The 24,387-nt window shown below is 68.1% G+C and carries 23 protein-coding genes; 7 read left to right on the top strand and 16 right to left on the bottom strand.

All coding sequences use genetic code 11. The features are described from left to right. The 9 genes from AC5O77_RS19690 to AC5O77_RS19650 form a co-directional block, all read right to left on the bottom strand. On the bottom strand, positions 1 to 714 hold a 714-nt coding region (locus AC5O77_RS19690; RefSeq protein WP_494507095.1), incomplete at its 3' end, for a hypothetical protein. A gap of 35 nt (positions 715 to 749) precedes the next feature. Beyond that, on the bottom strand, positions 750 to 1,427 hold the full coding sequence (locus tag AC5O77_RS19685) for a DUF4124 domain-containing protein (protein ID WP_121504300.1): 678 nt from the start codon (positions 1,425 to 1,427) through the stop codon (positions 750 to 752). Between the two features lie 43 nt (positions 1,428 to 1,470). Further along, positions 1,471 to 2,061 (bottom strand): L-threonylcarbamoyladenylate synthase type 1 TsaC, encoded by a 591-nt coding sequence (gene tsaC / locus AC5O77_RS19680; RefSeq protein WP_019338925.1) that lies wholly within the window; start codon positions 2,059 to 2,061, stop codon positions 1,471 to 1,473. 140 nt (positions 2,062 to 2,201) lie between these two features. Then, entirely contained in the window at positions 2,202 to 4,688 is a 2,487-nt protein-coding gene (locus tag AC5O77_RS19675) for a DNA topoisomerase I (RefSeq protein WP_494507094.1), read from the bottom strand. Between the two features lie 193 nt (positions 4,689 to 4,881). After that, positions 4,882 to 5,814 (bottom strand): RDD family protein, encoded by a 933-nt coding sequence (locus AC5O77_RS19670; RefSeq protein WP_049461963.1) that lies wholly within the window; start codon positions 5,812 to 5,814, stop codon positions 4,882 to 4,884. A gap of 49 nt (positions 5,815 to 5,863) precedes the next feature. Further along, positions 5,864 to 6,622: a pilin gene (locus AC5O77_RS19665; RefSeq protein ID WP_049423390.1), complete on the bottom strand. Its 759-nt coding sequence runs from the start codon at positions 6,620 to 6,622 to the stop codon at positions 5,864 to 5,866. 39 nt (positions 6,623 to 6,661) lie between these two features. Next, on the bottom strand, positions 6,662 to 7,135 hold the full coding sequence (locus tag AC5O77_RS19660) for a DUF494 family protein (RefSeq protein WP_005411195.1): 474 nt from the start codon (positions 7,133 to 7,135) through the stop codon (positions 6,662 to 6,664). Between the two features lie 43 nt (positions 7,136 to 7,178). Then, complete coding sequence (gene dprA, locus AC5O77_RS19655) at positions 7,179 to 8,306, bottom strand: DNA-processing protein DprA (RefSeq protein ID WP_494507093.1); 1,128 nt, start codon at positions 8,304 to 8,306, stop codon at positions 7,179 to 7,181. Between the two features lie 130 nt (positions 8,307 to 8,436). Next, complete coding sequence (locus AC5O77_RS19650) at positions 8,437 to 9,570, bottom strand: LysM peptidoglycan-binding domain-containing protein (RefSeq protein WP_032128553.1); 1,134 nt, start codon at positions 9,568 to 9,570, stop codon at positions 8,437 to 8,439. Between the two features lie 126 nt (positions 9,571 to 9,696). Here AC5O77_RS19650 and def point away from each other — a divergent pair, with 126 nt between their 5' ends. From def to AC5O77_RS19630, 4 genes are all read left to right on the top strand, one after another. Beyond that, positions 9,697 to 10,209, top strand: coding sequence for a peptide deformylase (def, locus tag AC5O77_RS19645; protein ID WP_008267110.1), 513 nt, complete (start codon positions 9,697 to 9,699; stop codon positions 10,207 to 10,209). 120 nt (positions 10,210 to 10,329) lie between these two features. Then, positions 10,330 to 11,253 carry a methionyl-tRNA formyltransferase gene (gene fmt / locus AC5O77_RS19640; RefSeq protein WP_317217553.1) on the top strand — a complete coding sequence of 308 codons (924 nt, stop codon included), beginning with the start codon at positions 10,330 to 10,332 and terminating at the stop codon, positions 11,251 to 11,253. A gap of 3 nt (positions 11,254 to 11,256) precedes the next feature. After that, entirely contained in the window at positions 11,257 to 12,588 is a 1,332-nt protein-coding gene (gene rsmB / locus AC5O77_RS19635) for a 16S rRNA (cytosine(967)-C(5))-methyltransferase RsmB (protein ID WP_010481181.1), read from the top strand. A 23-nt stretch (positions 12,589 to 12,611) separates the two neighbouring features. Further along, on the top strand, positions 12,612 to 14,333 hold the full coding sequence (locus tag AC5O77_RS19630) for an ArnT family glycosyltransferase (RefSeq protein WP_494507092.1): 1,722 nt from the start codon (positions 12,612 to 12,614) through the stop codon (positions 14,331 to 14,333). A gap of 18 nt (positions 14,334 to 14,351) precedes the next feature. On the opposite strand, the gene AC5O77_RS19625 is transcribed toward AC5O77_RS19630, so the two are convergent. Beyond that, positions 14,352 to 15,473: a glycosyltransferase family 4 protein gene (locus AC5O77_RS19625; protein WP_478477739.1), complete on the bottom strand. Its 1,122-nt coding sequence runs from the start codon at positions 15,471 to 15,473 to the stop codon at positions 14,352 to 14,354. Between the two features lie 43 nt (positions 15,474 to 15,516). Further along, positions 15,517 to 16,335: a glycosyltransferase family 2 protein gene (locus tag AC5O77_RS19620; RefSeq protein WP_494507091.1), complete on the bottom strand. Its 819-nt coding sequence runs from the start codon at positions 16,333 to 16,335 to the stop codon at positions 15,517 to 15,519. Between AC5O77_RS19620 and AC5O77_RS19615 the strand changes: the two genes are divergently transcribed. After that, a complete protein-coding gene (locus tag AC5O77_RS19615) occupies positions 16,334 to 17,392 on the top strand; it encodes a CDP-glycerol glycerophosphotransferase family protein (RefSeq protein ID WP_494507090.1) in 1,059 nt (352 codons plus the stop codon). The two genes, AC5O77_RS19620 and AC5O77_RS19615, sit on opposite strands and share 2 nt — an antisense overlap. Before the next feature lie 97 nt (positions 17,393 to 17,489). On the opposite strand, the gene AC5O77_RS19610 is transcribed toward AC5O77_RS19615, so the two are convergent. The 4 genes from AC5O77_RS19610 to AC5O77_RS19595 form a co-directional block, all read right to left on the bottom strand. Then, entirely contained in the window at positions 17,490 to 19,034 is a 1,545-nt protein-coding gene (locus tag AC5O77_RS19610; RefSeq protein WP_478058646.1) for a PH domain-containing protein, read from the bottom strand. After that, positions 19,031 to 19,531 (bottom strand): PH domain-containing protein, encoded by a 501-nt coding sequence (locus AC5O77_RS19605; RefSeq protein WP_478058644.1) that lies wholly within the window; start codon positions 19,529 to 19,531, stop codon positions 19,031 to 19,033. The genes AC5O77_RS19610 and AC5O77_RS19605 overlap by 4 nt, the downstream gene beginning before the upstream one ends. A gap of 75 nt (positions 19,532 to 19,606) precedes the next feature. Next, on the bottom strand, positions 19,607 to 20,743 hold the full coding sequence (gene ribA, locus AC5O77_RS19600; RefSeq protein WP_049401010.1) for a GTP cyclohydrolase II RibA: 1,137 nt from the start codon (positions 20,741 to 20,743) through the stop codon (positions 19,607 to 19,609). 87 nt (positions 20,744 to 20,830) lie between these two features. Further along, positions 20,831 to 21,751: a lauroyl acyltransferase gene (locus AC5O77_RS19595; protein WP_478058643.1), complete on the bottom strand. Its 921-nt coding sequence runs from the start codon at positions 21,749 to 21,751 to the stop codon at positions 20,831 to 20,833. A gap of 60 nt (positions 21,752 to 21,811) precedes the next feature. On the opposite strand from AC5O77_RS19595, the gene dtd reads away from it, so the two are divergent. Together dtd and rpoD are read left to right on the top strand one after the other, a co-directional pair. Beyond that, the gene (gene dtd, locus AC5O77_RS19590) at positions 21,812 to 22,252 is read left to right on the top strand and encodes a D-aminoacyl-tRNA deacylase (RefSeq protein WP_049401012.1); all 441 of its coding nucleotides are present in this window, start codon (positions 21,812 to 21,814) and stop codon (positions 22,250 to 22,252) included. A gap of 90 nt (positions 22,253 to 22,342) precedes the next feature. Beyond that, positions 22,343 to 24,196 (top strand): RNA polymerase sigma factor RpoD, encoded by a 1,854-nt coding sequence (gene rpoD / locus AC5O77_RS19585; RefSeq protein ID WP_121504308.1) that lies wholly within the window; start codon positions 22,343 to 22,345, stop codon positions 24,194 to 24,196. On the opposite strand, the gene AC5O77_RS19580 is transcribed toward rpoD, so the two are convergent. Further along, the coding region (locus AC5O77_RS19580; protein ID WP_494507089.1) for a hypothetical protein at positions 24,148 to 24,387 on the bottom strand (240 nt) is incomplete at its 5' end. The genes rpoD and AC5O77_RS19580 overlap by 49 nt on opposite strands.

The raw sequence follows: 24,387 nt of genomic DNA, 5'->3' as shown, positions 1-24,387 counted from the left end.
AGATGTGTATAAGAGACAGCGTTCACCGCGCGCGGTATCGCGGTTCTCCGGCGCGGCGAAGCGCTCACGGCCGCGGGCATCGCGGAAGCGCTGCTGCCAACCACCGCAGCGCTGCGCTTCGGGAAGCGCTTCGCAGTGGTCGCGCACCACTTCACAGCTGGCGGCATTCACCGGCGTCACTCCGCCAAGGCCCTGTACCGTCATCAGCTCGCAGCGGCCGGGCGCGGCTTCGTACTCGTACAGGTAGCCGCCGCCCTGGCTGTCGGTGCACTGGAAGATCGGAGGAAGCGGCGGCTTCGGTGGACCGTCACCTGCGGCGGCGCGGGCCTCGGCATCACGGCGCAGCGTCGCGCTGTCGAGGATCTGGTCGTCTCCTGCGTGTTCGACCATGCCTGCTTCCATGATCGTGCGTCCTTCGTCCGCGCGTCGTGGTTCTGCTGGGGCCGCAGGGGCAACGGCCGGTCCGGACGGCACCGGCGCGGGTGTTTCAACGGGCGCGGATGCAGGTTCGGCGGCTACAGGCGCAGCGGCGGCCGGCTGCGAGTTGGCCGGGTCGGGGATGCGTAGCACCTGCTGCTTGCTGCCGGTGGCGCACGGCGTGCGCTGCAGGGTAGGGACGTCACTGCTGCTGGAGGTACAGCGGTAGATCACGCCCTCTTCGGCCAACGCGCTTCCGGGCAGCAGCACCAGGAGCAGCCAGATCACTCGGTTCATGCGCACAGCGTACAGGCTGCGACGGCGTGCTGCGCTCAGCGTTCGCAATCGCGCGACAGGCGCGCATCGATACCGCGCTGTTCGTTGCTGATGGCGGTGCGTTCACTCTGCAGCGCGCTGTTGTAACGGCGATCCAGCTCCCAGCGGCGGTCACTCAGCCGTGCGCAGACTTCCTGTGGTGGCAACGCATGGCAGCTGTCGCGGACCAGCACGCTGCCGGCCGGCACCTGCACGTCCATGCCGATCGAGGGGCGGCGATAACCCGTGCCTTCGCCGATCGGCGTGCCGATGGCCGGGCGTGGTCCGGGATAGGCTGGGCCACGATGGCCGTGCGGCAGCCAGACACTGGTCCACAGCGGCACCCAGCGCGGATTGCCTTCGTTGTTGTCGCTGGTATAGCGCCGTCCGTCCTCGCTCACGCACTCGTACATCGGCTGCGGCGGCTGGATGTAGACGTGGCGGACTTCGCGCTCGCGGATGACCGGGGTTTCGCTGGGCGGCGGAGGCGTGGCATCACTGCGCACCACCCGTGGAGCGGGATCGCGCGGGCGCTGCAGGTCGCGCACCTGCTGGCGGCCGCTGTTGCACGGCCTGTCCTGCAGGGCGACGGCACCGTTGCTGGCAACGCAGCGGTAGACACGCACGTCCTCGGCCGCGGGTGCCGTCCACGGCAGCAGCAGACACAGGCTCAAGGTGGTGCGCAGCAGGGTCATGGCGGCAGGGTGCGTGATTGTCCGCAGCAGCGCAATCGCCGGCTCAGGAGCGCAGCACGTTGCCGCTGAGCGCGTCGCGGATCGGGGTGGGCTGGGCCAGGCCGCCGGTCTGCCCATCGAGGATGCCGTCGAGCAGGCGCAGCAGGCGCGGGTCCAGTTCTTCGCGGCTGCGTGCCGGTGGTTCGCCGGCCAGGTTGGCGCTGGTGGAGACCAGCGGGCCGCCCCAGGCGCGGCAGAGTTCGGCCACCAGCGGGTGCGCGCTGATGCGCACCGCGATACCGCTGTGTTCGCCGGTGACCCAGGGCTGCGCGCGCGGGCCGGCAGGCAGGATCCAGGTGTTGGCACCGGGCCAGCTGGCCAGCACCGCGCGCTGGCGGGCGTCGGGCAGCGCCTGCAGCCGCACCCAGCCTTCCAGCTGCGCCAGTTCGGCCGCGACCAGGATCATGCCTTTCTCGATCGGGCGCTGCTTCAGCCGCAGCACCATGTGCACCGCAGCTTCGTGCGAGGGATCACAGCCCAGACCCCAGACCGCTTCGGTCGGGTAGGCGATCACGCCGCCCGCGCGGAGCGTGGCGACAGCAGAGTCCAGGGTGAGTTCTTTCATGGCGGCGACCGGCCCGGCGTGGGCCTTCATTATCCCCCTGCCGCGTGCAGAAGGGGTGGACCCTGGCACCCGGTAGTGCCGGCCGCTGGCCGGCATCAGCGGTAGGTAATGACTGCATATGGTGGGTGCGGACCGTTGGTCCGCCCCCCTCATCCACGCATGGCGTGGATCTACTTCTTTGCAGCGGCCTTCTTCGCCGGGGCCTTCTTCGCGGCGGCCTTCTTTACTGCTTTCTTGGCCGCGGCCTTCTTGGCAGGCGCTTTCTTTGCAGCGGCCTTCTTCGGCGCCGCTTCCTTCTTCACTGCCGCCTTCTTGGCCGGGGCTTTCTTCGCGGCGGCCTTCTTGGCACCGAAGCCCTTGCGCACCGGCTTGCCGGTTTCTTCCATCAACTGCTGCACTTCAGCCAGGGTCAGCGACGCCGGTTCGCGATCCTTGGGGATCTTGCCGTTCATCCTGCCGTCGCTGATGTACGGGCCGAAGCGGCCGTTCAACACCTGGATGTCGCTGCCCTCGAACTCCTTGATGATCCGGTTGCGCGCGATCTCTTCCTTCTCTTCGATCAGGAACACGGCGCGGGCCAGGTCGATGGTGTACGGGTCGTCCTCCTTCTTCAGCGAGGCATAGGTGCTGCCGCGCTTGGCGAACGGGCCGAAGCGGCCGATGCCGACGCTGACCGGCTCGCCGTTGTCCTCGCCCAGTGCGCGCGGCATCAGGAACAGCTCCAGCGCGTCTTCCAGGGAAATGGTGTGCATCGACTGGCCGGGGCGCAGCGAAGCGAACTTCGGCTTCTCCTCGGCATCCTCGGCGGTGCTGCCGATGGCGGCATAGGGCCCGAAGCGGCCCAGCCGCACGCTGACCGGCTTGCCGGTCTTGGGGTCGGTGCCGAGCTCGCGCGCGCCACTGGCCTCCGCGCGGTCGACCGATTCCTTCTTGTCTTCCACCAGCTCCTTGAACGGCTCCCAGAAGCGGGCCATCAGCGGGATCCACTCTTCCTCGCCGCGCGAGACGGCGTCGAGCTCGTCCTCGAGCTTGGCGGTGAAGTCGTAGTCCACGTACCGGGTGAAGTGGCTGGACAGGAACTTGGACACCGCGCGGCCCACATCGGATGGGCGGAAGCTGCGGCCTTCCATTTCCACGTACTTGCGGAACAGCAGGGTCTGGATGATCGAGGCGTAGGTCGAGGGGCGGCCGATGCCGTACTCTTCCAGCGCCTTCACCAGCGCCGCTTCGGTGTAGCGCGGCGGCGGCTGGGTGAAATGCTGTTCGGCCTGGATGCGTTCCAGCGGCACGCGGTCGCCGGGCTTCATCGCCGGCAACTTGCGGCCTTCGTCCTCGTCCTCGGCGCTCTTGTTGTCCTTGCCTTCTTCGTACACGGCCAGGAAGCCGGGCACCACCACGGTGGTGCCGCTGGCGCGGAACACGTGGTCGCTGCCGGCCGACAGATCGACGCTGACGGTGTTGAGGGTGGCCGGGATCATCTGGCAGGCCACTGCACGCTTCCAGATCAGTTCGTACAGCTTGCGCTCGTCATCGGTCAGGTAGCGCGAGACCTGCGCAGGGGTGCGCAGTGCCGAGGTCGGGCGCACCGCTTCGTGCGCTTCCTGGGCGTTCTTCGACTTGGTCTGGTAGGTGTTCGGCTGGTCCGGCAGCGAGGCGATGCCGTAGTCGCGGGCGATCACGTCGCGGATCTCGGCCAGCGCGTCCTGCGACAGGTTCACCGAGTCGGTACGCATGTACGAGATCAGGCCGACGGTGCCTTCGTCACCGATCGCCACGCCTTCATACAGCTTCTGCGCCACCTGCATGGTCTTGCGGGTGGTGAAGCCGAGCTTGCGCGAGGCTTCCTGCTGCAGGGTGGAGGTGGTGAACGGCGGCGCCGGGCGGCGCTTGCGCTCCTTGCTGGCCACATCGGTGACATGCAGCGAGCCCTGCGCGGCCTGCTGGATGCGCAGGCGGGCGGCCTCGGCGGTGTCGCCGTCGGTGATGGTGAACTGTTCGAACTTCTGCCCGTCCAGCTTGATCAGCTTGGCGTTGAAGTGCTGCGACGGGTGCGCGCACTCGGCGGCGATCGACCAGTATTCGCGGGCGATGAAGGCTTCGATCTCTTCCTCGCGCTCGACGATCATGCGCAGCGCCGGGCTCTGCACGCGGCCGGCGGACAGGCCGCGCTGGACCTTGCGCCACAGCACCGGCGACAGGTTGAAACCGACCAGGTAATCCAGCGCGCGGCGCGCCTGCTGGGCGTCGACCAGGTCGCTGGCGATCGCGCGCGGCTGGCTGATCGCTTCCTTGATGGCGCGCGGGGTGATCTCGGTGAACACCACGCGCTGCATCGGCTTGTCCTTGACCAGCCCGCGTTCCTTCAGGATCTCGGCGATGTGCCAGCTGATCGCTTCACCCTCGCGATCCGGGTCGGTCGCCAGCAGGATGTCGTCGGCGCCCTTGGCGGCCTTGGCGATCGCATCGACATGCTTTTCGTTCTTGTCGATCACGTCGTAGTGCATGGCGAACCCGTTGTCCGGGTCGACTGCGCCTTCCTTCGGGATCAGGTCGCGCACGTGCCCATACGAGGCCAGGACCGTGTAGTCCTTGCCGAGGTATTTGTTGATCGTCTTGGCCTTGGCCGGCGATTCGACGATGAGCAGGTGCTTGGGCATGTCAGGAAAGGTCTGTGGGCGGACCGGGGGAGAGGGGCCGCTAGGGTGGAGCAAACGGCCGCATTAGTGAAGCGGCCACGGGCAAATCCATAAACTGAACGCCCGGTAATGTGCCGGGCGTTCAGGTTTCACCTTATTAGAGGAATCACGCCCGGCCAGCCCATGTCAAGCAGCCAGGCGTGAGGATGGCCGTTCATGAGGCCATCTTGGCGATGAAGCCAACCGCGAACACCATGAGCGCCAGGCCCACCAGCGACAGCAGGCCGGTCAGTACGAGCACCAGCACGGTCACCGTGCCCAGCTCCCGGCGCTGCAGCTGCGGCTGGTCGGTGTAGGCCCAGCGGTCGACCACCAGGGTGTCGCAGATCATGTCGTGCAGGCCCTGCTTGCGCTCGGTGAAGGCGGCCATCAGGAAACCGATGCCGAGGGTGAAGGTGCTGAGCACCGCGGCCCAGTAGCGACCAAATGCGCGGGCCTTGGTCAGGCGCTCGCCATTGCTGCGCACGACCTTGATGCCGACCGCCATCTTGCCCAGCGTGGCACCGCCCTGCGAGGCATGGAACCAGGTGTAGTACGCCATGCCGATGGCCAGGTTGATCAGGGCACTGGCCAGCTGGGCCACGATTTCGATGGCCGATTCGCCGCTGCCCACCGCACCCATGCTGGCACCAAGCGCCACACCGAGGATGGCGCCGATGATGCCGCCGGGGATGGCCAGCACGAAGTAGTCGATCATGTAGGCCGCCACGCGCTTCCAGAAGCCCGCGTAGACCACTTCGCCGCCCATCACCGGCTGGGCATGGCCGCCGCCGCCGAGCGCCGCAGGGGCGCTGTAGGGCGAACTGCTGAGCGCGCCGGTGCCAGGCAGTGGCGCCGTACCGTTGTCGATCGCGGCATAGTCGCCACGCAGGTCGAAGCCGCCACTGCCGGTGGCCGTGCTGGCGTCGGCCAGTGTCTGCAGTCCCAGTTCGTCGACCACCTGGCGCAGCGCAGCCCACTGCGCCATGCCTTCGCGCCAGACCAGGGTGTCCAGGTTCAGCTGGCCGCGCTGGAAGCGCTGGCGGATCTCCTGGACCGGCAGCGGGCCCTGGCGTTGCTGTCCTTCGGCGTAGTACCACTCAGTCATTGCATGTTCCCTGTTGAATCATCCTTGGAGGTGCTGGCGTGCGCGTGGCTCAGCCGCGGCACGTCGGCGGCAGGTACTTGTCGTTGCTTTCGCCACTGCATTCCCAGCGGCCGCTGTCGCGATCGTATTCCAGCCACAGCAGGTCGCCATCAAGGCTCTTGCCGGGCAACGCCAGGGTGGCTTCGATGCCGCAGTGGCCATTGTTGAAGCGACCGATGTTCACCGCCGACAGCCCTGCATGGGCGAAGTCACCCGGGGCCGGGAAGCCGGCGTCGTTGGCACCGGGGCAACGGCCTTCGTCATCGGCGAAATGCTGCACCTGGTCCTTCAACGGCTGCAGCGCGGTCACTGCGCCGGCGACCTTGGCGCGCACGGTGTAGTCGTTGTAGGCGGGCAGCGCGATGGCAGCCAGGATGGCCACGATCGGGACCAGCACCAGCAGCAGGCCGCCGCCGATGATGGCGGTCAGGGCGCAGCCGGACAGCTTCTTCTTCGGCGCCGGCAGGGCGGTGGCCGATGCACTGGTGGTGTAGGGCGTGGACGGCGGCAGTACCGGCGGCTGCGGCGGAGGCGGTGCCACCGGTTCCGGATCGGGCTCGGGTTCCACCGGCGGTGCGGCAGCGTCCAGCGCCGGCACGATCAGGCCGAGTTCGTCGACCACGGTGCGCAACGGCTGCCATTGCGGCAGGCCGTCGCGCCAGACCAGGGTGTCCAGGGAGATCTGGTTGTTGCGGAACAACTCGACCAACTGTTCCGCCGGCAGCGGACCCTGCTGCCGGTTGCCTTCTGCATGGAACCACTCGCTCACGGGGACGCTCCTGAATGCGCTATGCCCCCAAGTGTACGGTCAGTGCAGGGGTTCTGGCTCGTCCATGAACATCTGCGTCTCCATCCAGGCGTACGCCGCCTCGGAGCCGGGCTGGTTGAACAGCACCATCAGCACGACCCACTTCAGGTCGTCCAGGTCCAGTTCGTCCTGGTCCAGGGCCATGGCCCGGTCCAGCACCAGCTCGCGCTGGTCGGCGTCGAGGATGCCGTGCTGTTCCAGGTACAGCAGGAAACCACGGCATTCCACGTCCAGCTTGTCCAGCTCGGGGCCGTGGTAGACGCGCACGGGGCCATCGACCCGCGCCTGGGCCACGCTCGGCCGCTGCGCGGCCAGGGCATCGAGCCAGTCGAACGCCTTGTTGATCTCGGTTGGGCTGAAACCGGCCTGGATCAGGCCGTTCTGAAGCGAATCGCGGTCACGGATCAGGTCCGCATCTTCGCTGAAATAGTGTTCAAACAGGTACAGCAGTACGTCCAGGATGCTCTCTTTCATTGCCCCTCGGCCTGCGTCGCGCGACGCTGTGGAGGTGAAGAAACTAGGGAGTTCGACAGTAGCGGCCGTGTACGCACACCACGATTCCCGCCAGTTCCATGGCCAGCAGCATGGAGGACACCTGGGGCGCCGTCAATCCACAGCGCGTGATCAGTGAATCCATACCGCTTGGGTTGTGGTCCAGGGCCCGCCACAAGCTCTGGTAGTCAGGGTCGTCGGCCCAGCGCGCCGGCAGGAGTGCCGACGGTGCCTGTTCAGTGGGGGTGGCGAGCCGTGATTGCAAGCCCGGCAGCTGCTGGCGAAGGGCGGGCGCCAGCAGTTCAAGGACCTCCTCCGGGCGCTCGACCAGTGCGGCACCCTCGCGGATCAACCGGTGGCAGCCCGCGGCGCGTGGGTTGAGTACCGAACCGGGCAGGGCACAGACCTCGCGGCCGGCCTCGGCGGCCAGGCGTGCGGTGATCAATGCGCCGGAGCGCTGGGCGGCCTCGACCACCACCGTCGCCAGCGCCAGCCCGGCCACCAGGCGGTTGCGGGCTGGAAAGTGACCGGGGCGTGCCGGTGTGCCCGGCAGGTACTCGCTGAGCACCGCGCCTTCGGCGGCGATGCGGGCCTGCAGCCGGGCATGGTTGTCCGGGTAGGTCCGGTCCGGGCCGGTGCCGATCACCGCCACGGTGCAGCCCCCGGCGTCCAACGTGGCCTGGTGAGCGGCCGCGTCGATGCCTGCCGCCAGTCCGCTGGTCACCGCCAGGCCCGCTTCGACGAAGCAGCCAGCAAACCGGGCGGCCAGGGCGCGTCCGCCCGGCGTCGGCGAGCGGCTGCCGACCAGCGCCACCGACGGGCGCCAGGCCAGGCTGGGGTCGCCGGCGATGAACAGCGCCAGGGGTGGGTTGGGGACATCCAGCAGGGGCGGGGGGAATGCCGGATCGGTGAAGGCCAGCAGGTGCTGGTTGTCGTCTTCCAGCCAGCGCCGTGCCGCGGCCCAGGCCCGGGTGTCCGGGCGTTCCAGCGCGGCGCACTGCTCGGGCGTGCAGCCGTGCGCGCGCCAGTTCGCGGCGCCCTGCGCGATCGCAATCTCCGCGCTGCCTGCGGCCTGCAGCAGGGCCCGCCGTGGCGCCAGCGCGCCGCCTGCCATCAACAGGCGCAGCAGCGCCTCGTCAGCTTGGTTGGTCATCCCCCCACTATCGAGCGCATACAACAAAGGCGCCCTAGGGCGCCTTCGCATGTGGCTGTCAGGTTTTGCCGGAGGTGCCTGCCGGCCAGCGGCCGGCACTACCTGCAGTGGCCGGGCACCCCGGGACTGGTTACTTCGCGTCCGGGTGCAGTGCGTTGAACCCCACACGTACCGGCTTCACGCCTTGCATCACCAGCGCGTAGCTGACGTTGTCGAAGGTACGGAACACCATGGCGTGCGCGGCGTATTCGTCCGGCAGCGAAACCCGGCCGGCGCCGGTGCTGAGCGAATCGTCCATGCGCGACGAGGTGGGGTACTTCATGCGGTGCGCCACGTGGCGGCCCGGGCGCCACAGCGAGAACACGGTGCCGTTGTCCACGCCCTGGGCGCGACCTGCGGAAATCGCGATCACATCGCGCGGGCCAGCGGCGGTGAACATGTCGGTGACGGCCAGCACGCGCACATCGACGCCCTCGACACCGGCGGCCGGGACATGGGGGACGAACTGCAGGTCATACGGCTTGGCCTCGACCGGGACCAGACGGTCGCCGGCACGCACCTCGCGGCCGCCTTCGTTCTTGTCCAGCACCAGGGTGGACGCCTCGACCTTGCCGCCGGCGACATGGGTGATGGTGCCGGTGGCGACCTGGGCCAGCTCATAGCCGAGTATGCCGCGGCGGTGGTTGGGGGCGTTGTAGGCCCGCCACAGGTTGCCGCTGCCGGGGGTGACGTCGCCGTTGGCGGTCAGGTCCTCGGTCGGCTTGGGCTGGGCGTAGCGCACGGTCGGGCGGACCACGGCCCAGCGCTGGCCCAGCTGGGCGTCGGCCAGGCGCACGTAGACCGCACTGCCGCTGGTGACGCGCAGGCGTTCTTCTTCCAGGCCGGCCACGTAGGGTAGCTGCTCGATGCTGTCGACCACGCTCAGCTGCTTCAGGAACGGCTCGACCTGGGCCAGCGGAATGGCATCGATCGGGGCTTCCTGGCGCGGGCCGGGCTTTGCAGCGACGGTCACCCGGTCCAGATAGGCCAGGCTGAGCACGTCACCGGGATAGATCAGGTGCGGATTGGCGATCTGCGGATTGGCCTGCCAGATCTCCGGCCACAGCCACGGCTTCTGCAGGAAACGTGCGGCGATATCCCACAACGTATCCCCTTTTCGGACCACATAGGTGTCCGGGTGCCCGCCATTCACTTCCACGGCGGTAGCATAGGCAGCCACGGTCAGCATCGCCGCGGCGACGACCGTACGAAAACGAAGCAACATAGGTGTGAAGCCCTGATTCCCCAACAGGTCCGCGCACTATAGTCCAGAAACCGGGGCGCAAGGCAAGCGTTGGAGCTAGAATCTGCGACGTATGCCGGCGTGCCGGCCCCCTATCCGGAAACAGCCATGGCCCTTCTCCCCATTCTCGAGTTCCCCGATCCGCGCCTGCGTACCAAGGCTGCGTTGATCGAAGCCGCCGAAGTCACCACGCCGGCCTTCCAGGAACTGATCGACAACATGTTCCTGACCATGTACGACGCCCCGGGCATTGGCCTGGCCGCCACCCAGGTGGACGTGCACAAGCGCTTCATGGTCATCGACGTCAGCGAAGAAAAGAATGAACCGCATGTGTTCATCAACCCGGAAATTGTCGCCAAGGACGGAGGCCGGGTGTACCAGGAGGGCTGCCTGTCGGTTCCGGGCATCTTCGCCGACGTGACCCGCGCCGATACCATCACCGTGAAATACCTGGACCGCAACGGCCAGGAACAGCAGCTGGAAGCCGGCGAAGTGCTGGCCACCTGCATCCAGCACGAGATGGATCACCTGGACGGCAAGCTGTTCATCGACTATCTGTCGCCGCTCAAGCGCGAGATGGTGCGCAAGAAGCTGGCCAAGCAGCGCAAGCACGTGGCGTGATCGCCAATCCGGGCCGCCCATCGGGTGGCCCGTGCCTGCGCGACGCGCGCGGGCTGTACGGCGCCGGCCGACGGCGCCGTTTTCTTTCCTGCACGAATCCATCCTGCAAGTGGGGTAGCCATGAGGATTGTCTTTGCCGGTACGCCGGAATTCGCGGTGTCGTCGCTGCGCGCGGCTGCGCGCCACCATGAGGTCGTGGCCGTCTACACCCAGCCTGATCGTCCGGCCGGCCGTGGCCGTGGCCTGGCGCCGTCGCCGGTCAAGCTTGAAGCCGTGGCCCGTGGCATTCCGGTCTACCAGCCCGAATCGCTGAAGGATGAAGCCGCCCAGCAGCAGCTGCGCGACCTGCAGCCGGACCTGATGGTGGTGGTAGCGTACGGCCTGATCCTGCCGAAGGCGGTGCTGGCCATTCCGACCCATGGCTGCTGGAACGTGCATGCCTCGCTGCTGCCGCGCTGGCGCGGCGCCGCGCCGATCCAGCGCGCGATCCAGGCCGGCGATGCGAAGACCGGCGTCTGCCTGATGCAGATGGAGGCCGGCCTGGATACCGGCCCGGTGCTGCTGCACCAGGAGCTGCCGATCGCCGCCACCGATACCGGTGGCCAGCTGCATGACAAGCTGGCGGATCTGGGCGCGCAGGTGCTGTCCGACGGCCTGGGCCTGCTGCGGGCCGGCATCAAGCCGATCGCGCGGCCGCAGCCGGAGCAGGGCGTGACCTACGCGCACAAGCTGGACAAGGCCGAGGCCCGCCTGGACTGGGCGCAGAACGCCGATGCACTGGCGCGCACCGTGCGCGCCTTCAATCCGTGGCCGATCGCCGAGGCCACGCTGGCCGGCGAGCGCGTGCGCATCCACGGCGCGGTCGCCCTTGACCTCGCCCACGGCCAGGCGCCGGGCACGGTGCTGGCGGCCAGCCGCGATGGCATCGACATCGCCTGTGGCCAGGGCGCACTGCGCCTGCGTGTGCTGCAGCGGGAAGGTGGCAAGGCGATTACTGCGGCCGACTACCTCAACGCCCGCCGCGATCTGCGCGTGGGGGCATAAGCGGTGTCGAAGCAGAACGATTTCTCCGTCGCCAAGGCGGCGCCGGGCGCGGCCACGCGCATGCTGGCTGCACGTGTGCTGGCACAGGTGTTCACCCGTGGCCGTTCGCTGAAGGCCGAACTGGCCTGGGCGCTGCCGAAGCTGGCCGACAGCCGCGACCGCGCGCTGCTGGAAGCCCTGTGTTTCGCCGTCCTGCGCCGCCGCAGCACCTATGACGCGGCGCTGCAGTCGTGGATGCAGAAGCCGCTGTCGGCGCGTGATGCCGATCTGCGCACGCTGCTGATGGTCGGGTTCGCCCAGCTGGACGTGCTGGAGCTGCCGGCGCACGCGGCGCTGTCGGCCACCGTCGATGCCGCGCGTGCACTGGGCCGTGAGCGCCAGGCGGGCCTGGTCAATGCGATCCTGCGTCGCGCGCAGCGCGAAGGCTTCCCGGAGCAGCCAGCGCGCGATGCCTTCCCGGAATGGCTGGCCGATGCGGTGGAACGCGATTGGCCGGCACAGGCCGACGCGATCTTCAGCGCCAGCCTGCAACCGGCGCCCCTGTGGCTGCGCGCCAACCGCCAGCAGGGCGGTCGTGACAAGGCACTGGCCGCGCTGGCCGAAGCCGGCATTGCCGCAGAAGCCAGTCCGCTCAGTGCCGACGCGTTGCGCCTGGCCTCTCCGGTTGCCGTGAATCAGCTGCCCGGCTTCGCCGAGGGCGCGATCTCGGTGCAGGACCTGTCGGCGCAGTGTGCCGCCGATGCGCTGGCCCCGGTGGCCGGTGCCCGCGTGCTGGACGCTTGTGCGGCACCCGGCGGCAAGTCGGCGCACCTGCTCGAGCGCGACCCCAGCCTGCGCCTGCTGGCGCTGGATATCGACGCGCGCCGCCTGGCCCGTGCACGCGATACCTACACCCGTACCGGCGTGGGCGAGCATGCGCAGACCCTGGCGGCAGATGCCAGTGATCCGGGCGCCTGGTGGGATGGCGTGCCGTTCGACGCGATCCTGCTTGATGCGCCGTGCTCGGCGACCGGCGTGATCCGCCGCCAGCCGGATGTGATGTTCCACCGTCGCGCCGAAGACATCGATGCACTGGTCGGCGTGCAGGCGCGCCTGCTGGAAGCCTGCTGGTCGATGCTGCGCCCGGGCGGCGTGCTGTTGTATGCCACCTGTTCGATCCTGCGCGCCGAGAACATCGATCAGGTGCGCGCGTTCCTGAAGTGGCATCCGGATGCCGTGGCGCAGCCGCTGGGCGATGCATTCGGCGTGGATTGCGAAGGGGTGGCGCGCCAGCGGCTGCCGGGTGAAAACGATGCTGACGGTTTCTTCTACGCGCGTCTGTTAAAAGCAGCCTGACCCCCGCTGCCGTTTCGAGTCCCATGCTGAAAGCCCACGCGTCGCGCCAGACGTGGTTGTTGGTGGTGATGGCCCTGCTGGTGCTGGGGGCCGGCCTGGGCCTCCGTGATCCGTGGCCCTCGGACGAGCCACGTTTCGCGCTGGTGGCCAAGCAGATGGTCGACAGTGGCTACTGGTTGTTCCCGCATCGCGGCCCCGAGCTCTATTCGGACAAGCCGCCGATGCTGATGTGGTTGCAGGCGGCGATGTACAGCCTGGTCGGCCACTGGCGGGTGGCGTTCCTGCTGCCCTCGCTGCTGGCCGCGCTGGGCACGCTGTGGTGCGTGGTCGATCTCGGCCGCCGCCTGTGGACGCGGCAGGTGGGGCTGTACGCGGGCTGGGCACTGCTGTTCGCGCTGCACTTCACCTTCCAGGCGAAGAAGGCGCAGATCGATCCGCTGGTGGTGCTGTTCATCACCCTGGCCAACTACGGCCTGCTGCGCCATCTGCTGCTGGGTCCGGCCTGGCGTTGGTGGTGGCTGGGCTGGTTCTTTGCCGGCATCGGTGTGATCACCAAGGGCGTAGGCGTGCTGGCGCTGATGATGATCGCGCCGGCGGCAGTCGCATCCGTGCTGCACTGGCCGCGGGTACGCCTGCACGTGCGCGACCTGCGTTTCTGGCTGGCACCGTTGGCCTTCCTGCTGGCGGTGTCGTTGTGGCTGGCGCCGATGCTGCTGGCAGGCTTCGCGACCGGTTCGGAGCCGTACCGCGCCTACATGGACGACATCCTGTTCCGGCAGACCGCGCGGCGCTATACGCAGTCCTGGGACCATCACCAGCCGTGGTGGTACTTCCTGGCGATCATGCCGTCGATGTGGGTTCCCGCGTTCCTGCTCCTGCCCTGGGCGCTTCCGGCCTGGTTCCGGCGGCTGCGCCGGCGCGATGCGCGCTACCTGCTGCCGTTGGCCTGGTGGCTGCTGGTCGTGCTGTTCTTCTCGCTTCCGCACGGCAAGCGCGACGTCTACATCCTGCCGGCATTGCCGATGTTCTGCCTGGCGTTGGCGCCGTTGCTGCCCGGGCTGCTGAGGCGGCGCGATGTGCAGCGCGTGCTGGGCGCATTCACCGCGTTGCTGGCACTGGTGCTGGGGCTGGTCGGTGCGCTGGCGCTGCTGGGTGATCCGGATTTCGAAGTGCGCGTTACTCATGGCCGCGGGTTGCTTCCCGGTGCCACCGATGCGCTGGCCTGGGCGGCGCTGGCGATGGCGGTCTGGTCGGCCTTGAGCCTGTGGGTGTGCGGGCGCCAGCGTCGGCACGTTGCCCTGGCCTCTACCCTGGCAGGAGTCTGGGTGCTGTACAGCCTGGTCGGCTATCCGGTGTTGAACGACTCCAGCTCGGCCCGTGGCCTGATGCGTGAAGTGAGTGCACGCATCGGCCCGCAGGCCGAGCTGGGACTGGTGGCATGGAAAGAGCAGAACCTGCTGATGGCCGATCGCCCGGCGGCCACCTTTGGATTCGAAGCACGTTGGCATCAACAGCTGCAGGCGGCCGTGCGCTGGCAGCGGCTGGTTCCGCAGCAACGCTGGCTGCTGGTGAACGAGGATGCGATGCAGGCCTGCATCGATCGTGCGCGGGCCGAGATGGCGGGCATTTCCAATCGTCGCCGCTGGTGGCTGGTGCCTGCCGATGCGGTCGCCGGCGACTGCCGGCCGTCAGTGGCGGAACTCGAGCACGAGCGCCGCCTGCAGGGGCCCGGCATCACCGATTGAGCGTTCGGGGAGCGTGGCTCAGGTGCTGGCCAGGGCGGCGTGATAGCTGGCCAGCGTGGCGTCGGCGAATGTCTGCAGGCCGAACTCCCGCTGTGCATGGCGGCGTGCTGCGCGGCCCTGTTCCGGCAGCGCATCGCGCTGTGCGTACAGCGCCTGTACCTGGGCGGCGATGGCGTCGATGTCGCGTGTGGCAACCACCCAGCCATCGACGCCTTGTTCGATGTTCTCCGGCAGGCCCGCGTAGTCGCTGACCAGCATCGGCTTGGCGCTGGCCATCATCTCGCGGCAGGCGAAGGAGATCGTCTCGACGTCATGGGACAGTACGAAGCCAGCATCGCCGGCCGCGATCAGGACACGGGTATCGGCCAGCAGGCCGGTGAAGTGCACCTGCGCGGCCACCTCGCCCAGCGCCTGCACCTGTTCGCGCTGCTGCGCGCTGGGCAGGTGGCCGGCCACGGCCATGTGCACATGCGGACGCACCGCATCGGGCAGCCGTGCGATGGCCCGGGCCAGGTCGATCCAGCCCTTGTAATCGTCGGTGCCGGCATTGCTGACCAGCACCAGCGCCTGTGGATCCTGCGTCCATTGCTGGCGCAGCGCGCTGCCGGTGCCGGCCGGCTGCGGTGAGTAGCGCTCCAGGTCAACGCCATTGCGGACCACGTCGATCGGGCAGCGACGGTACGGGCCCTGTTCCAGCAGGCGCTTGGTGTCGGCCGAGACCGCGATCAGCCGATCGGTGGCCCAGCGTGCGCGCAGCGCATTGCCAAAGGTATTGGTGGGTTTGCTGTTGTGCTTGGTCAGCACGATCGGCGGGCGGCGCATGCCCAGCAGCCCCTGCATCACGAAGCGGTGGTCGCGTGCACCGTTGACATGGATCAGGTCGATGCCTTCATCGTGGACCAGCCTGCGCAGCGCGCGCTGTTCGGCCAGCTGCCGGGGCAGCGTTGGCAGGCCGCTGCCGAACGCAATCGGCAGTGTGCGGGCAATGCCTTCAGCGGCCATGGTCCGCAACAGGCGGCTGTCGGCCGGCGCGGCGACGTGGAGCGTGTGCTGGCCGTGCAGCGCACGCGCCAGCGAGACGATGTACGTGGTGTGGCCGCCACCGTCGCCGTAGTGGAAGTTGGTGTACAGGATTTTCATGGGGGGTCTTCAGGCAACGCCCACGCAGTGTGACACAGCGTGGTCAAGGCCGGTCCGCGGAAGGCGCCGGGTCGGCCACCGCCTGTCCATTGCCCAGCATCCACAGCATGATGGTCTTCTGCCGCACGTAGTTGGCGCGGACGTAGGCGTAGACCAGGCCGTGCCAGCCGTCGCGGAAGCCGCCACGGAACAGGAAGCCGCGCCAGAACCGCCAGGCCGGCGCCAGCACCAGCTTGCCCAGCGTGGCCCGCTTGCCGCGCGCGAACTCGTGCTCGGCCATCATCCGCGCGTACTTCTCGGTCTTGGCCAGCTGCTGCTGCAATGACCGGTACGGATAGTGGATCAGGTCGCCGCGCAGGGTGCCCACACTGCCGTCGACACTGGCCGCCTCGTGGATCTCGCGCTTGCCGCGCCAGCCGCCGCGGCGGCGGTCGAACAGGCGCATCACCCGGTCCGGGTAGGCATTGCCATGGCGGAGGAACTTCCCGAAGTACTCCGAGAGGCGGGCGAAGCGGTAGCCGGCCTGGCCGGCGAAGCCACCGTCGCGGGCCTGCTCGATGGCGGTGCGCAGCTCGGGGCTGATGCGCTCGTCGGCGTCCAGGCACAGCACCCAGTCGTGGCTGGCCTGCTCGACGCAGAACGCCTTCTGGCTGCGGAAGCCCTCGAACCGGCGCTGCAGCACGCGGGCACCGGCGGACTCGGCGATGGCTACGGTGGCATCGGTGGACTGCGAGTCCACCACCACGATCTCATCGCAGAAGGCCAGCGAGGCCAGGCAGTCGCCGATGCGCCCGGCCTCGTTGAACGCGATAATGCACGCCGAGATGCGAGGCCGTTCGATGGGAGCGGTCGAGGAGGACATGATGGCCGGGTACCTGTTGTTTGCGACGGAGCGCTATGCGCTGCCTATTCTCGCCCCGTTGGCGCAGGCCTTGCACGCGTCCGGGCAGGAGGTGGCGGCCTGGTTCGAGGACGGCGCGGCCGGCAGCAGCCTGCCGGGGGTGCCCAACGTGGGCCTGAAGCAGGCCCTGGCAATGCGTCCGCGGGCGGTGTTCAGCGCGGCCAACTGGGTGCCGACCTTCCTTTCGGGGGCCAAGGTGCAGCTGTTCCATGGCTTCAACGTGGAGAAGCGGGACAGTGCGCGCGGCCACTTCCGGGTGCGCGGCATGTTCGACCTGTACTGCACGCAGGGGCCGGCCACGACCGCACCGTTCCGCGAGATCGCCAGCCTGCAGGGCCACTTCGCCGTGGCCGAGACTGGCTGGCCGAAGCTGGACCCGCTGTTCCGCGATGACGGAGGCGAGAGTTCCGCGCTGCGCGCACCGGCCGGTGACCGCCCGGTGATCCTGTTCGGTTCCACCTTCACCGAGCGGCTCAGCGCGGCTCCGCACCTGCATGCGCAGATCGCCGCTGATATCGCCGCCGGTGACCACTACTGGCTGCTGACCCTGCACCCGAAGTGCCCACCGGAACTGTTCGAACGCTACCGCGCGCTGGCCGGTGCCAATGCCCGCTTCATCGAGCCGGAGCAGGTGATGGCCGCGCAGCGTGCCGCCGATGTGCTGGTGTCGGACACCTCATCGATCGTTTCGGAGTTCATCGTGCAGCACAAGCCGGTGGTGACCTTCCGCAACCGCGTGCCGAAGCCGCACATGATCGACTTCGATGATCCTGCGCAGCTGCAGGCGATGCTGCAGCGCGCGCTGCACCCGGACGCCGCGCTGCAGGCGGAAATCGTGCGCTACGCCGATGCCATCCACCCTTACCGCGATGGGCTGTCCAGCGAGCGCGTGATCACCGCCGCCGAGGATTTCCTGTCCGGTGAAATGGGTGCGTTGCGGCGCAAGCCATTCGGCAGCTGGGTGCGCGATCTGCAGATCCGCAAGGACCTGGGGTATTGGGGCCTGTCGCAGCGCTGATGCCTCGCTGACCCCGCTCGCGGTAGTGCCGGCCGCTGGCCGGCAACCTCGGGAATGGCGGCAGTTGCCGGCCGGCGATCGGCACGACCTGTAGTGCTTACCAGCGCAGCTTGCGCCGCGCCAGCGCCGCGGCCAGTTGATCCATTACCTGTTGGGCCTGTGCCTGCGGCAGATGATGCAGCGTCAGCGCCACATCACCATGCGCGCCGGCGGTATCCAGCTGCAGGCTGCTGGTGCCCAGCAGTTTGTCCAGCGGCGAGCGTTGCAGGCGCAGGCCCTGCACCTTGTCCAGCTCGGCCCAGCGCCACCAGCGCTTCCACCAGCCGCCGCGCACCGCCACATAGTGTTCGTCCAGGTACCAGCCCATGCGTGCCATCTGCCGGTGCGCGACCAGCAGCGCCACCGGTAGCCACGCCAGCACCAGCAGGCCCCATGGGCCCCAGCGCCAGTACGCGGCCGCAGCCAGCAGCGGCACCAGCACCAGTGCGCCCAGGCACAGCCGCCACCAGCCGCGCTGCGGAATGGACTGCCATTGCAGCGGAGGCCACTGCAGCTGCGGCAGCAGGTGCTGCACCAGCTGCTCACAACGTGTACTGGACGCCAGCGGCGCGAGTTCGCGCAGGGCGCGGTCCTCATCGCGCGCGGGGCCACCGGCGGCACTGTCGATGCGCAGCTGACGCAGCCCGAACCAGCGCTGCAAAGTACCTTCGCGCAGCGTCCAGGCCTGGATGCGCCGGCGCGCCACGCTGCTGCGGGTGCGGCTGAGCAGACCGGCCGATACGGTCAGGCGTCGGTCCTGCTCGCTGAGGGTGAAGCCGTGGTAGCGCAGCAGCGTCAGCACCACCGACAGCACGCGCAGCGCCAGCCAGCCCAGCAGCAGCGCGGCAGCCAGCAGCAGAAACGCGCCGGTCACGCCGGGGTGCAGATGGCTGGCGTAGCCAAAGGCTTCGCGTCCACCGCGCTGGAGGGCATCGTCCATCACCGGCCGTGGCACGGTCTGGAACAGCACGCCGAACGCGGCGATCGCCAGCGCCCAGCCGCGGTTGGAGAGCAGGCCCATGCGTACCACGTCCCAACTCGACAGGCGCAGCAGTACCTGCTCGTTCTCAGTCGCGGTGCTGGCAACCGGGTCGGGCTCGGTGATGCCGGCGGCCTGCGGCGCCTGCCCGCGTTGGCGGACCAGCCGTTCCAGCGCCAGCGCCTGGTCCAGCTTCAGCACCCGCATCTCCGCTTCCGGGCGCACGCCACCGGCCGATTCCAGGCGCAGCTCGGCCACACCAAACAGACGGTGCAGCGGGTTCTGCCGCACCTCCACGTTGTGGATGCGCGCGAACGGAATCTCGCGCCGGTTGCGCGCGAGCAGGCCGCTGCGCACGGTGATCGCATCGCTGCCGATACGGTAGCGGTAGCTGAGGTACTGCAGCACCGACACCAGTACCAGTGCGGCAATTGCCGTCAGCGGAATCAGCTGCGCCCACATCGGGTCGCGGTCGCCGCGCTGGCCGAACACCAGCAGTGCGACCAGCGGCAGGAAGTAATGGCGCAGCTGCATCAGCAGCACGAACAACCACGACCACGGGTGCAGGCGATGGTCCTCGCCACCGGCAGGCAGCGATGCGGGCAGGGGCGGCGGCAGGCTCACAGGGCGTCGGCGTCCTGGTCGAGCTGATGGGACAGGGTGTCACGCAGGCGCTCGGCGTCGGCCTCGTCCAGGCCGCTCACGGTCACTGCGCTCATGCGGGTCCCGGCGGTGTGCACGATCAGCGTGGCCAGCCCAGCGCGGCGTTCCAGTGGCCCGCGGCGCAGGTCCAGGTGCTGCACGCGCGACAGGGGGATGCGGGTTTCCAGCTGCCACATCAGGTCGCGGCGCAGGCCCAGGCCCTGTGCGTCAAGCCGCCAACGGGTGCGGACCAGGCGGCGGTGGCCGAGCCACGCGCCACATGCAGCCCCCACCAGCAGCCCGAGGGCTGCGACCCACACGCCGCCGGGTAGATCGAAGAACCACCATGCAGCGGCCAGCGGCAGGCCCGGCACAAACAGGCCGCCGAAGGCACCTTCCAGTGCGGCCAGCCGCGCGGCGCGGCGCGGCAGCGACTGCCAGGCATCGGTGGTCGGAGCAGTAAGGGGAACGTCGGTCACGCGGGCTCCGTCAGGTGGCAGGGCGGGCGGTGGCGGCCGTGGCCGCACCGCGCAGACGGTAGCAGGTCGGCTGCGTTACTGGGCAGCCTGGATCAGCGCGTCCACATCCAGCATGTGGCCGGCACGATCAGCCTTGGTGCGCAGGTAGTGCTCGTTCTCGGCGGTGATCTCGCCGGTGACCGGAATGCAGTCCAGCACCTCGATGCCAGCGTTGCGCAGGCGCTGCGCCTTGGTCGGGTTGTTGCTGAGCAGGGCCACGCGCGAAATGCCCAGGCCGCGCAGCATCGCCACCGCGCTGCCGTAGCGCCGTTCGTCGGCGCCGAAGCCGAGCTGTGCATCGGCATCGATGGTGTCCAGGCCGTCATGCTGGTAGCCATAGGCACGCATCTTGGCCGCGATGCCGGTACCGCGGCCTTCCTGGTCCAGGTACAGCAGCACGCCGCCGCCCAGTTCCTTCAGCTTGCGCAGGCCGCGCCGCAGCTGGTCGCCGCAGTCGCACTTGAGCGAACCGAACAGGTCGCCGGTCAGGCACGAGGAGTGCACGCGTACCGGTACCACCGCCGACAGATCCGGTTCGCCGACGATGATCGCGACCTGGTCACGCTGGGCGACGCCACCACGGAACACCGCGAACGTGGTCATGCCGACATCGCGCAGCGGTACCGGCGAACGCGCCACCAGTTCGTAGTCATGCGCGGCATGTGCTGCGCCCTCGGCCAGGTCGCACAGCGCAACCTCGGCCGCGCCATCGAAGGTGCGGTCTTCGGCGTCCAGGCGCACCGCCACCATCGCCGGCAGCAACAGGCCGAGGCGGGCCAGTTCCACCGCGCCTGCATCGAAGGCGTCACCGGCGCTCCAGCCGTCCGGCATCGGGCCCGGTTCACGCAGGTAGCCCAACGAGGGCAGGGCATCGAAGGCAACACCGGCCAGCGGCAGGCGCGCACCCTGCGGGGCCTCCACGCCAAGCACGCGGGCGCGGGTGGCGGTCAGGAACAGGTAATGGCGCTCGCGGGCGGCATTGGCGAAGGCAGCGAAGCTGCTGGCCGTGGCGCTGTCCAGCGCGATCACCGCCAGGCGCTGGCCCTGGCCATCGTGGAGCAGCACCGGGCGACCGGCACGCAGTTCGGCCACAGCGCGCTCGCAGCGGATCGCGGCCGGATCGCCGAACAGGGAAGAAGCAGCAGACATGGCAGGACCGGGGGAGTCGGACATCGCAGTCTCTATGGGGGCGCCGGCGTCGTATTCAACGTGGTGCGGCCGCCGGTCGCAGGGGCCGGATGGGCCTGGGTGCGGCGGCCGTCAGTGCGGATGCTCTTCGGTCGCGTACGGGTCTTCCTCGCCGCTGCCCGGTGGCCGCAGCGTATAGCGCTTGTAGGTCCACTGGTACTGCGCCGGATCGCGGCGGGCAATGCGCTCGATGCCGGTATTGAGCGCGGTGGCGGCCACCTGCGGGTCCGGGTCGGCCACGGCGGGATCGGTCGGTTCGATGTGCAGGGCGAATTCCATGTCCGGGCCGATGCGCTCGCACCAGCCATACAGCACGGTGGCGCCGGTGCGCTCGGCCAGCCGGTTGACCAGGGTCATGGTCAGCGCCTGCACGCCGAAGAACGGCACGAACACGCCATCGCCGGCCTTGGGCTGCTGGTCGGGCAGGATGCCGGTGGCACCGCCGTCCTTGAGCACCTTGAACAGCTGGCGCACGGCCGGGCCTTCAGCGCGCACCTGCTGTACGTTCTGGCCGCCCCGCACCAGCTGCAGGAAGGCATCGCTGGCCTCGTCCTCCGGTGGCTTGTAGACGATGGCGATCTGCCCGCGCGAGGCCAGCCACTGGTTCAGCAGCTCCCAGTTGCCGAAGTGAGGTGCGGCCACGATCACGCCCTTGCCGCTGGCCAGGGCCGCGTCGTACAGGGCCTCGCCGTGGCGCTGCTTCAGGTGCAGGCGCAGGTTGTCGGCCGGCGCCTGGCTCCACAGGCGCAGGGTCTCGATGGCCTGCAGGGCGGTGGAGCGCAGCAGCTCCCGGTGCAGGCGGTCGCGCGTGGCGCGGTCCAGGTCCGGGTAGGCCAGCTCCAGGTTGCGTCGGGTGACGCGGCTCTCACGGGCGTTGAGACTGATCCAGGTCCAGGACAGGGCACGGGCGATTCCCCGCAGCAGCGGCCAGGGCAGGCGGGCGAACAGGGTGGTGGCGCGGTAGACCAGCCGGGCTTTGCGTTGCGGATTCATCTGCGCCAGTTTAGCCAAGGGCGCTGCTATCGTGGCCGGCCCCGTTCATTGGAGCCCACGATGCTCGTCCTTATCCAGCGTGTCAGCCAGGCTGCCGTCCACGTCGATGACGAAGCGGTCGGCCAGATTGGTCCGGGCCTGCTGGCGCTGGTGGGCATGGAACCGGGCGATACCGAGGCCCAGCTGCGGCGCATGGCCGAGCGCCTGCTGGGCTACCGGGTGTTCGCCGACGAGGCCGGGAAGATGAACCGCTCGCTGCGCGACACCGGCGGCGGCCTGCTGCTGGTCAGCCAGTTCACCCTGGCGGCCGATACCCGTTCGGGCATGCGGCCCAGCTTCACCAGCGCCGCACCGCCGGACGAGGCTGAACGCGGGTTCAATCGATTTGTCGAGATCTGTCGTGAAAATCACGCACCAGGGGTGGAAACGGGCCGATTTGGTGCCCATATGGTCGTCAGCCTGGTCAATGACGGTCCCGTGACCTTCCTTCTCAGGCCCTGAGCCTGCGGGACCACCGCCCGGCAGGCGGGGCCCCGGGCTGGTATAATGCTACGTTCCCTATTTCTCCCTAGCCGGTGGCGCGAGCACTACATGGCCAACGAACGTCCTGCCCAATCCGAAATCAAGCAACTGATCAGCAAGGGCCTGGAACAGGGCTACCTGACCTACGCCGAAGTCAATGACCATCTGCCGGACGACATGGTCGACCCGGAACAGATCGAAGACATCATCGGCATGATCAACGGCATGGGCATCGATGTCCATGAAGTTGCGCCGGATGTGGAAACCCTGCTTCTCAACGATGGCAACACCGGTAACCGCGAAGTCGATGACACCGCGGCCGAAGAAGCTGCCGCCGCGCTGAGCGCGCTCGACACCGAAGGTGGCCGTACCACCGACCCGGTGCGCATGTACATGCGCGAAATGGGCACCGTCGAGCTGCTGACCCGCGAAGGCGAAATCGCCATCGCCAAGCGCATCGAGGAAGGCCTTTCGCAGGTCCAGGCCGCCCTGGGCCAGTTCCCGGTCTCGGTCGAGTCGCTGCTGACCGACTACGAAGCCCACAAGGAAGGCAAGAAGCGCCTGGCCGAAGTGATCGTCGGCTTCAACGATCTGGCCGATGAAGTGCCTGCGCCGGCCGCTGCCGCGTCTGACGACAGCGATGATGCCGACGCCGAAGGCGACGAGGACGAGGACGATGATGTCGAGGGTGGCGAGGAAGAAGCCGCACCGACCGGTCCGGACCCGGAGGAAGTCGCTGCGCGCATGCAGGCGCTGAACGATGCCTTCAATGCCTTCAAGAAGGCCGCCACCAAGGGCGACAAGAAGAACCTGCCGCGCTTGCGCGAAGAGATGTCGGCGGTGTTCGTCACCCTGAAGCTGCCGCTGCCGCTGACCGACGTGCTGACCAAGCAGCTGCGCGACACCATGGCGTCGATCAAGGCCCATGAGCGCCGCGTGCTGAATCTGGCGACCGTCACCGCCCGCATGCCGCGCAAGGACTTCATCCGTTCCTGGGAAGGCAACCAGACCAATCTGGAGTGGGTGGAAGACGCACTGAAGCGCAAGCAGAAGTGGTCTTCGGCCCTGCGCGAAGTGAAGGACCAGATCATCGCCGAACAGCAGGCGACGATCGACATCGAGAAGCTGACCCAGCTGGACCTGGAAGAGCTGAAGGAAATCAGCCGTGCCATGGCCTACGGTGAAGCCAAGGCGCGCAAGGCCAAGAAGGAAATGGTCGAGGCCAACCTGCGCCTGGTGATCTCGATCGCCAAGAAGTACACCAACCGCGGCCTGCAGTTCCTCGACCTGATCCAGGAAGGCAACATCGGCCTGATGAAGGCCGTGGACAAGTTCGAGTACCGCCGCGGTTACAAGTTCTCGACCTACGCCACCTGGTGGATCCGCCAGGCGATCACGCGCTCGATCGCCGACCAGGCGCGCACCATCCGTATTCCGGTGCACATGATCGAGACGATCAACAAGTTGAACCGCATTTCCCGCCAGATGCTCCAGCAGTACGGCCGCGAGGCTACGCCGGAGGAGCTGGCCAAGGAAATGGACATGCCGGAAGACAAGATCCGCAAGGTGATGAAGATCGCCAAGGAGCCGATCTCGATGGAAACCCCGATCGGCGACGACGAGGATTCCCATCTGGGCGACTTCATCGAGGACACCAACGTGGAGTCCCCGATCGAGAACACCACCAACATCAATCTGTCTGAAACCGTGCGCGACGTGCTGGCCGGCCTCACCCCGAGGGAAGCCAAGGTGCTGCGCATGCGCTTCGGTATCGACATGAACACCGACCACACCCTTGAGGAAGTCGGCAAGCAGTTCGACGTGACCCGCGAGCGCATCCGCCAGATCGAAGCGAAGGCCCTGCGCAAGCTGCGTCACCCGAGCCGCTCGGAGCAGCTGCGCAGCTTCCTGGATATCGATTGATTTCCAGCGGCTGTTGAAGCCTTGAGAGAAACCCCGCTTCGGCGGTAATGCTGTTCACTTAAGTAGCTGAGCCAATCAGAATCCGATGCCAGTCTTCTGGCATCGGATTTTTTGTGCCCATCCAACAGCAACTGCTCGACCTTGGTGACCTGTTCAATTTCTCCGACCTGAGCACCTTCACCCAGAACATC

It is taken from the genome of Stenotrophomonas sp. INTA L402-1 (assembly GCF_059295135.1).
Note: the sequence above shows the minus strand (reverse complement) of the source record. Positions and strands in the feature narration are given on the sequence as shown.